We start from the raw sequence: 9112 nt of genomic DNA, 5'->3' as shown, positions 1-9112 counted from the left end.
GCCGGATTACGGGCACACCGAGCCTAGGCGAGGTGCCGAGTGTTGGGGCAAGAGCCCTTTGGTTACTTTGGGGCTTTTCCCAAAGTGACCCGCCGTAAGGGCGGAACCATAAGCAGCCATCACCCAAAAAACGGATATGTACTCCCACCCCAAAAACAAGCCACTGCTTCACCCCCAACACCCACTGCTGCCCCACTGCTGCTCCAGCAGCACCCCCTCTCCCCAATCCCCCGCCAACCCAAGCCCACGTGGGCCCAACGCCCCATGGCATGCCCGTTGCACACATCCCCCCATCAGGTCCCTCGCACCTCGCACGACCGAATCAGGAGCACCCATGAGCACTGAATTTTTCTGGCGCCTGCCACTGGGCACCGACGGCCCGCAACTCACCACCGACAAACACAACCGCGGCAACCCCCACTACCGCCCCGGCCACATCGCCCCTGGCCGCCTGCCCAACGGCGAGCCCGACGACTTCACCTACATCGACTACATCGCCCAAGTCGCCAAGGCCGCCGAACTCGCCGGGTTCGAAGGCGCGCTGCTGCCCACCGGCCCCGAGCCGTGGATTGCCGCCGCCGCGCTGGCCCGGGAAACCCGGCGCATCAAGTTCCTGATCGCCTTCCAAGCCACCTGGACCCTGCCCGCCTACGCCGCCCAGCAGGCCGCGATCCTGCAGAACCTCAGCCGTGGCCGCCTGGACTGGAACATCATCACCGGCGGCAACCCCGCCAGCCAGCGCGCCAATGGCGACTTCCTGGAACACGACCTGCGCTACAAACGCACCGGCGAATTCCTCGACATCATCCAGGGCCTGTGGGCCAACGAAAAATTCTCCTACGACGGCGATATCTACCAGCTCGAAAACGGCGCCCTGCCCCACGGCCTGCAGAACGAGCGCAAGCCCGGGGTGTATTTCTCCGGCTTTTCGGACGCCGCCCTCGGTGTGGCTGCCAAGCACGCCGACGTCTACCTGAACTGGGCCGAGCCCATCGACAAACTCAAGCCGCACATCGACCGCGTGCGTGAGCTGGCCGACAAACAGAGTCGCAGCGTGCGGTTTGGCCTGCGGGTCGACCTGTTCGCCCGCGAGACCGAAGAGCTGGCCTGGAAAGACCTGCGCCGTCAGTTCGACAAGCTCGAAGGCAAGCCCAGTGCCGTGGCGAAGGGGTTTACCAGCGGTTCGGACTCGGTGGGTGCTGCGCGGCAGACCGCCTACCACCAGAACGTCGACCGTTTTGACGACCTGATCATCGGCCCCAACCTGTGGGCCGGTTTTGCCAAGGCCAAGCCGGGCCCCACGGTCGGCCTGGTGGGCAGCCACGAAAACATCGCCGAGCGCCTGGTGGAATACCGCGACGCCGGCTTCTCGACGTTTATCCTCGCCGGCAACCCGCACCTGGAAGAAGCCCTGCGCATTGGCCAGGAAGTCTTGCCGCTGGTGCACCAACGCCCGGCCCTGCAACCCTTGAAAGCCAGCGCCCGAGCGCTGCGGGAGAACCTGTGATGACGCAACCCCTCGACACCCTCTGGTACACCCGTTGCCCCGTGCCCACCGGCCTGGGCATTGCGGTGCAGAAAGGCTGGCTGCAAGACACCGTCGGCGCCCTCGGCACCGAGGTGCAGTCCCTGCGTGAGTCCAATGACAAGGCCGTGCGCGAGTCGCACTTCGACCACACCCTGCAAAACTCGGTACGCCACGGCGGTAATATTCCGGCGATCTGGGCCCGTGCCCAAGGCCGCGAGACCCGTGTGATCGGCTTGTCCTGGGCCGATGAGGTGCAGCTGATCCTGACCCGCCAGGACAGCGGCATCAAGACCGTCAAGGACCTCAAGGGCCGTACCTTCGGCCTGCCGGACTGGGCCGCCGCGCAGATCGACTTCACCCGCGCCCAGGCCTTGCGTGGCCTGGAAAACGCCCTGTCGCTGGAAGGCTTGAAGGTTGGCGATGTGAAGCTGGTCAACTTCCGCTACGGCGGCACGTTCAGCGACAGCGCGGTGCGCAATGTGGCTGGCACGCCGGTCAACACCCAAGTGAGCGAGCGCAACCTGGAACTGATCGGCCTGTTGCGCGGCGAGGTCGATGCGATCTTCCTCAAGGGCGCCAGCGCGGCCCAGCATGCCCATGATTTCGGCCTGCACACGGTGATCGACACCGGTTCCCACCCCGACCCGCTGATCCGCAGCAACAACGGCACACCGCGCACCCTGGCGGTGGACCTGAACCTGCTGGAGCAGCATTTCGACGTGGCCGTCGGCATCCTCGACTCGGTGCTGCGTGCCGAGCAATGGGCCCACACCCACCCCGAAGACACCCGCCGCTACCTGGCGCAGGAAACCAACAGCAGCGAGTACTGGGTGAGCGCCGCCTACGGCGAAGATGCGCACCTGCGCCTGCGCACCGAACTGGACGAACAAGCCATCGCCGCCCTGCAGGACTTCACAAACTTCCTGCACCGCTGGCGCTTTATTCCCTACACCTTCGACGTGCGCGAATGGATCGATGCACGGCCGCTGCATGCGCTGCAAGACGGCAACACCGCACTCGCCAGCTAACCCTGTAGGAGCCCGGCTTGCCGGCGATGGCGTACTCATGGCCCCCATCGCCGGCAAGCCGGGCTCCTACGGATCGGGCAGCGTCGAAATTTCATGGAGTTGAACGAAGACCTTTATGAGCAAACCACTCGATACCCTCTGGTACACCCACAGCCCGGTGCCCACCGGGCTTGGCATTGCCGTGCAATCCGGGCGGCTGGCCGAAGCCTTCCTGCCCTACGGCACCAACATCCAATCGTTGCGCGAATCCACTGAACGGGAAGTGCGCGAAGCCCACTACGACCATCACCTGCAAAACTCGGTGCGCCATGGCGGCAACATCCCGGCGATCTGGGCCTATGCCAGTGGCGTCGAGACCCGCGTGCTGGGGCTGTCGTGGAGCGACGAAGTGCAGTTGATCCTGACCACCGCCGAAAGCGGTGTGAAGAGCGTGCGCGACTTGAAGAACCGCCGCTTCGGCCTGCCCAAATGGGCCAACGTGCAGATCGACTTCACCCGCGCCCAGGCCCTGCGTGGCCTGGAAAACGCGCTGAAGCTGGAAGGTTTGAACGTCAGCGATGTGGAGCTGGTGGACTACCCCTACGGCGGCACCTACAGCGACAACCAGACTTCTTACGTGTACGGCCCCGAAGTCAGCCTGGGCGTCAGCCGTTTCAGCCGGCGCAACAACGAACTGATCGGCCTGCTGCGCGGCGATATCGACGCGATCTTCCTCAAGGGCGCCCATGCCGTGCACCTGGCCAACGAGTTCGGCCTGCACGTGGTGGTCGACACCGGCTCCCACCCCGACCCGCTGATCCGCAGCAACAACGGCACGCCGCGCACCCTCACGGTGGACATCAATCTGCTGCAGGAACACTTTGATGCCAGCGTGAAAATCGTCGACACCGTGTTGCGCACCGAGCAATGGGCCTGGGCCAATCCGGATGAGACCCGGCGCTTTCTGGCCAAGGAACTGAACACCAGCGAGTACTGGGTAACCGCGGCGTATGGCGAGGATGCGCATCGGCGGTTGCGTACCACCCTGGACTCGCGGTCGATTGAAGCGTTGCAGGATTTCACGGATTTTCTGTTTCGCTGGCATTTCATTCCAAGGCGCTTCGATGTGCGTGACTGGATTGATTTCAGTGTGCTGGAAAAGGTCATTGGTTCTACCTCCCGCGTTGCCGTCTAACCCCGCCCCACTATTGCGGCTTACCCACACACTTGTAGGAGCCCGGCTTGCCGGCGATGGCGATTTCAAGAACGCCATCGCCGGCAAGCCGGGCTCCTACAAGGTACGTGTGAACCAACAAAAATGTGTTGGTCTGGCAACACCTCTCTTGCTGCTCCAGCAGCACCCTCCAAGCAACTCCTGCTGAATCTTCGACAGGCTGTTTTCACGGCCTGGTTTTATCCGTAAAAAAACCTCACTTCCAATATTTTATTACTTATAAAACAGCACGTTAGCCATACGTATCAAACCTGAAATCCTCTTGGCACGATCTCTGCTCTACCCCCTTCAAGGACACATTTTCCGGGGGAGATTTTCATGCACACCATCAATCCAATCACCAAGGGCTTATGGCTCGCTTTACTCGTCGCAGGCGGCGCTCACGCCGCTGAAGAGGACACCACTAAAACCGAACCGGCCCTCAAGACCGTGACCGTTACTGCACAACACCGCGAGCAAACCCTTCAAGAGGTTCCGGTGGCGGTGTCGGCGGTACAGGGCACCAACATTGTCGCCGACGGCGTGCGCAACATGGGCGACATCACCACCTTCATTCCCAACGCGTCGGCGAAGAACCCGGACGGCGATGGCCGCCCGCGCTGGTACATCCGTGGGTTGGGCACCGGCGACACCGGTGCGGCCACGGTGTACCCGGTGGGTATCTATGCCGACGACGTCTACTTGAACGCGCCGATTGCCGGGGGTGGGCCGCTGTGGGACCTGGAGCGCATCGAGATCCTGCGCGGCCCGCAAGGCACGCTGTACGGCAAGAACACCACGGCGGGCGCGGTGAATATCATCTCGAAAAAGCCCACCTTCGATACCGACGGCTTCGGCACCATCGGTTTTGGCAGCAAGAACGAACGCATCTTGAGCGGCGCCCTGGGCGGCACGTTGGTGGACGAGAAACTCGCGGCGCGAATCTCGTTGTATTCGGAAGAACGCGACGGCTTCCAGAAAAACCTGGTGGACGACCACACCTACGGCGACGTGAACAAAAAGGCCGTGCGCCTGCAGTTTTTCGCCCAGCTCAACGACGACCTCGATGCCCTGTGGAAGATCCACAGCCGCGAGTTCAAGGGCGACGGCGCCAACGGTGCGCTGACCCTGGGCCGCTATTACAACGTGGGCTACCAGCGCCCGGCCGGGCGCAACATCGCGCTGAACGTGGATGACGACTCCAAGCTCAACCACGACGGCACCTCGCTGACCCTCAACTGGCACCTGGGCGACTACACGCTCACGTCGATCACGGCGTACGACTACATTCGCGGCCAGTCCAGCAGTGACGCCGACTACACGCCGTACGAGGTCAACGGCACGTCCACTGCCGACAACAAATACACCCAGTATTCCCAGGAAATCCGCCTGGCTTCGCCCCAGCAGGAAACCCTGCGCTGGCTGGCCGGCGCGCACTATTTCCATGAAGACCTCGACAGCCAGGCCGGGCGTTTCATCGTGCCGGGGCCGACACCCAACGGCACCGGCTCCAACCAGATCGGCGGCGCCACGGACTTTCGTGACCTGAGCTACGACCACAAGACCGACAGCTACGCGCTGTTCGGCAACCTGACCTACGACTTCACCGACAACTTCAGCGTCACCGGTGGCCTGCGCTGGACCCAGGAAAAGAAAGACATCGACCTCAACCTCACCCAGTTGACCCGCGCCACGGCCAACGGCCCGTTGATCCCGCTGGCCGGTGTCGGCACCAACGGCAATCGCCAGGAAGACAAGACCTGGGAAGCCTGGACCTACGACCTGACCCCGGAATACCGCATCAACGACAACGTGCGGGTGTTCTTCCGTTATGCCCACGGTTTCCGTTCCGGGGGCTTCAACACCGGGCTGTCCACCAGCTTGTCGCAGCTGACCACGGTGGACCCGGAACAACTGGACGCCTATGAGTTCGGCGTGAAGTCGGAGTGGTTCAACCACCGCCTCACGGCCAACGCGAATATCTTCTACTACGACTACTCGGATATTCAGGTGAACCTGCTGACGGTCAACAACGGCGTGCTGACCACCGCGCTCACCAACGGCGCCAAGGGCAAGGTCAAGGGCGCCGAGCTGGAGCTGGAAGGCCAACCCACCGACTACCTGCACCTGCGCGCGGCGATCTCGTTCCTGGACACCGAATACACCGACTTCAAGAACACCAACCCCAACACCGGTGCGGTCACCGGCGACTACAGCGGCAACAGCTTCGTGCGTTCACCGCGTAACGTGGTGTCCCTGGGCGGCGACTACACCTTCCCGCTGGAAATCGGCGGCAAGCTGGTGGCCGGTGCCGACGTGAGTTTCCGCGACAAGGAATACTTCCTCGCCGACCGCCAGAGCAGCGCCGACAAAGACCTGAGCCAGCCCCACTACACCTTGGCCAACAGCCGGCTGACCTGGTACAGCGCCGACGAAAAACTCAGCGTTACCGGTTTCGTCAACAACCTCACCGACCGCCGCTACCAAGTCCATGGCCGGCCCAACGGTGGCCTTGGCCAATATGTGATCACCTATGGCGACCCCCGCACCGTGGGCCTGAGCGTGACCAGCCGCTTCTAACCTTCTCATTCACACCCCCAACCCACTGTAGGAGCCCGGCTTGCCGGCGATGGCGGCCCTGAGATCGCTATCGCCGGCAAGCCGGGCTCCTACAGGGCTGCGGTGTAATTTCCTCTAAGGACCACTTTTATGTTCCAACGCACTCCGTTGGCCGGCGCCATTGCGCTGGTCATGGGTAGCCTTGCCGTGCCTGTCTTTGCAGCCGACAACAGCCAGCCCACCGCCAAAAACGATCACCTGGACACCGTCGTGGTGCTCGGTACCCGCCGCAGTGACTTGACCGCCCTGCAGAGCGCTGCCCCCATCGACGTGTTGTCCGGCGAGCAACTGCAGCAGACCGGCGCCACCGATTTGTCCGGTGCGCTCACCGCCCTGTCGCCGTCGTTCAACTTCCCGCAGTCGCCCCAGGGCGCGTTCGCCGGTTCCATCGCCCAAGGCGCGTCGCTGCGCGGCCTGGCCTCGGACCAAGTGCTGGTGCTGGTCAACGGCAAGCGCCGTCACAGCAGCGCCAACATCACCCGCCAGAGCCTGGTGAACGGGCGCGGTGCGGCAGCGGTGGACTTGAGCCTGATCCCCCTGAGCGCGATCCAGCGCGTGGAAATCCTGCGCGACGGCGCCGCCGCGCAATATGGCTCCGACGCCATCGCCGGGGTGATCAATATTGTGCTCAAGGAAAACGACGACGGCGGCAACCTCGGCTACCGCTTCGGTGGCTATGACAAAGGCGATGGTATCCAACGCAAACTCAGTGGCTGGAAAGGCTTTGCCCTGCCCAACGACGGCTTCCTCACCCTGAGTTTCGACGCCGGCAGCCAGGACCCGGCCAGCGACACCAACCCTGACAATCGGATCTTTTATCCCGGCGACACCAGCGTCAACACGCCACGCGAGCAGAACAACCGCTACCGCACCTGGCGCTGGGGCTCGGGCAATGTCTCGGACCAGTACAACTTTGTGGCCAACAGCGAGATCGGCCTCGGCGAGGGTTTCACCGCCTACGGCTTCGCCACCTACGCCCACAAGAACACCGACGCCGAGGGCTTCTTCGACCCGCCCACCACCTTGCGCAACAACTACGGCAGCACCGCGTTGCAACGTTACCCGGACGGGCGCTTGCCGGTGACCCGCTACGGCCTGGAAGACTATGCCGTGACCGGTGGCCTGCGTTTCGAGGACGACCGGCTGGGCAAGTTCGACCTGGCGCTGAACCATGGCAACAACACACTAGAGTCCGATGACCGCAACGCGATCAACCCCAGCTATGGCGTGAACAGCCCGTCGAACATCTACACCGGCAAGCGCGAGAACGACCAGACCAACCTGACCCTGGACTGGGTGCGGGACTTCCCCACCGACTTGCTGTTCAAGCCGCTGACCCTGTCGGCTGGCCTGGCCTGGCGTAAAGAGAACTACCAACTCAGTGCCGGTGAGGCGGCGGGCTGGCAGAACGGACCGTTGTTCAATACGGTCGACCCGATCACCGGGCGGCGCATTCCCGGTTATTACTCGGGCATTACCCAGGTGGACGCGGCGTCCCTGGAGCGCAAAGTGCTCGGCGCCTACATCGACGTCGAAGGCCAGATCACCGAAAAATTCCAGGCCGGCGTGGCGGTACGCACCGAACACTATTCGGACTTCGGCGACACCACCAACGGCAAGCTGTCGCTGCGTTATGACTTCACCCCGCAGATCGCCGCACGGGCCACTGCCAGCACCGGCTACCGTGCGCCGTCGCTGGTGCAGAGCGGCATGTCGTCGTTCAGTGTGCAGGTGGTGGAGCAGCCGCCGGGCAGCGGCAACTACGTGGAGGTGCAACAACGCACCCTGCGCGCCAACAGCCCCGAAGCCCAGGCACTGGGCGGCAAGGCGCTCAAGCCGGAAGAGTCGACCAACTACTCCCTGGGCCTGGTGTGGCGCCCCCTGGAAAACGCCTCGGTGACGGTGGACGCCTACCGCATCAACATCGACAACCGCATCACCCTCTCCGACCAATTGCCGGCCAGCGTGGTGACGCCGATCTTTGCCGGCACGCCCTACGCCAACATCCAGAGCGCGGCGTTCTACACCAACGTGGCCGACACCCGCACTGACGGCATCGAGCTGACCGGCAACTACCAGTGGGACCTGCAGCAATGGGGTCGCCTGAACCTGAGCAGCGGCTTTGCCAAGACCAATACCACCATCACCGGCTTGCGCGACGTGGGCAATATCAAGGGCTCGCAGATTGTCGGGCGCAACACCCAGGGCCTGATCGAGGACGGCACGCCGGATTCCAAGCTGACCTTGAGCGCCAACTGGCTGTATGAGAACTGGGGCCTCACCGTGGCGCAGCGTCGGTATGGCGAATGGAAAAGCCTCAACGCCACCAACCCCAACCTGGACCAGACCTTCAGTCCGCAATGGGTGACCGACGTGGACCTGTCGTACACCTTCCACAAGGGCATCAAAGTCTCGGTGGGCGCGATCAACCTGTTTGACACCCACCCGGACAAGGCCGACGGCGCGCAACTGTACGGCGTGCCGAAGTACTCGATCACCAGCCCCGAAGGTGCCCAGGGTGCGTTCTACTACACCAGTGTGAGCTACGACTTCTGAGGCGACTGCTGAAGGGGTGCTGCTCCAGCAGCACCCTTCTGCTGCCCAGGCATCAACCCGTCTCCCTGAAGATCCACTGTAGGAGCTGGCTTGCCAGCGATGGCGGCGGCACAGCCAACCATGATGTCGACCGGAACATCGCTATCGCTGGCAAGCCAGCTCCTACAGGGGATCTTCAGGGTGTTCGGG

5 protein-coding genes are annotated in these 9112 nt (G+C 63.2%); all 5 read left to right on the top strand.

Going from position 1 to position 9112, the window contains the following annotated elements:
• Positions 1–334 precede the first annotated feature (334 nt).
• Entirely contained in the window at positions 335–1507 is a 1173-nt protein-coding gene (locus tag HX792_RS27945) for an LLM class flavin-dependent oxidoreductase (protein WP_176999105.1), read from the top strand.
• Positions 1507–2556 (top strand): ABC transporter substrate-binding protein, encoded by a 1050-nt coding sequence (locus HX792_RS27940; RefSeq protein WP_176999104.1) that lies wholly within the window; start codon positions 1507–1509, stop codon positions 2554–2556. The genes HX792_RS27945 and HX792_RS27940 overlap by 1 nt, the downstream gene beginning before the upstream one ends.
• Before the next feature lie 115 nt (positions 2557–2671).
• On the top strand, positions 2672–3730 hold the full coding sequence (locus HX792_RS27935) for an ABC transporter substrate-binding protein (protein ID WP_176999103.1): 1059 nt from the start codon (positions 2672–2674) through the stop codon (positions 3728–3730).
• A gap of 357 nt (positions 3731–4087) precedes the next feature.
• Complete coding sequence (locus HX792_RS27930) at positions 4088–6328, top strand: TonB-dependent receptor (protein WP_176999102.1); 2241 nt, start codon at positions 4088–4090, stop codon at positions 6326–6328.
• Between the two features lie 129 nt (positions 6329–6457).
• Positions 6458–8923: a TonB-dependent siderophore receptor gene (locus HX792_RS27925; RefSeq protein ID WP_176999101.1), complete on the top strand. Its 2466-nt coding sequence runs from the start codon at positions 6458–6460 to the stop codon at positions 8921–8923.
• Positions 8924–9112: the final 189 nt, after the last annotated feature.

The organism is Pseudomonas sp. B6002 (genome assembly GCF_013385985.1).
GTDB lineage: Bacteria > Pseudomonadota > Gammaproteobacteria > Pseudomonadales > Pseudomonadaceae > Aquipseudomonas.
The sequence above is the reverse complement of the archived record's forward strand: the minus strand, read 5'-3'. Positions and strand labels throughout refer to the sequence as shown.

Bases quoted from the DNA above. Each gene is read 5' to 3' on its own strand.
- HX792_RS27925 (WP_176999101.1), top strand. From the start codon at position 6,458: ATGTTCCAACGCACTCCGTTGGCCGGCGCCATTGCGCTGGTCATGGGT.
- HX792_RS27930 (WP_176999102.1), top strand. From the start codon at position 4,088: ATGCACACCATCAATCCAATCACCAAGGGCTTATGGCTCGCTTTACTC.
- HX792_RS27945 (WP_176999105.1), top strand. From the start codon at position 335: ATGAGCACTGAATTTTTCTGGCGCCTGCCACTGGGCACCGACGGCCCG.
- HX792_RS27935 (WP_176999103.1), top strand. From the start codon at position 2,672: ATGAGCAAACCACTCGATACCCTCTGGTACACCCACAGCCCGGTGCCC.
- HX792_RS27940 (WP_176999104.1), top strand. From the start codon at position 1,507: ATGACGCAACCCCTCGACACCCTCTGGTACACCCGTTGCCCCGTGCCC.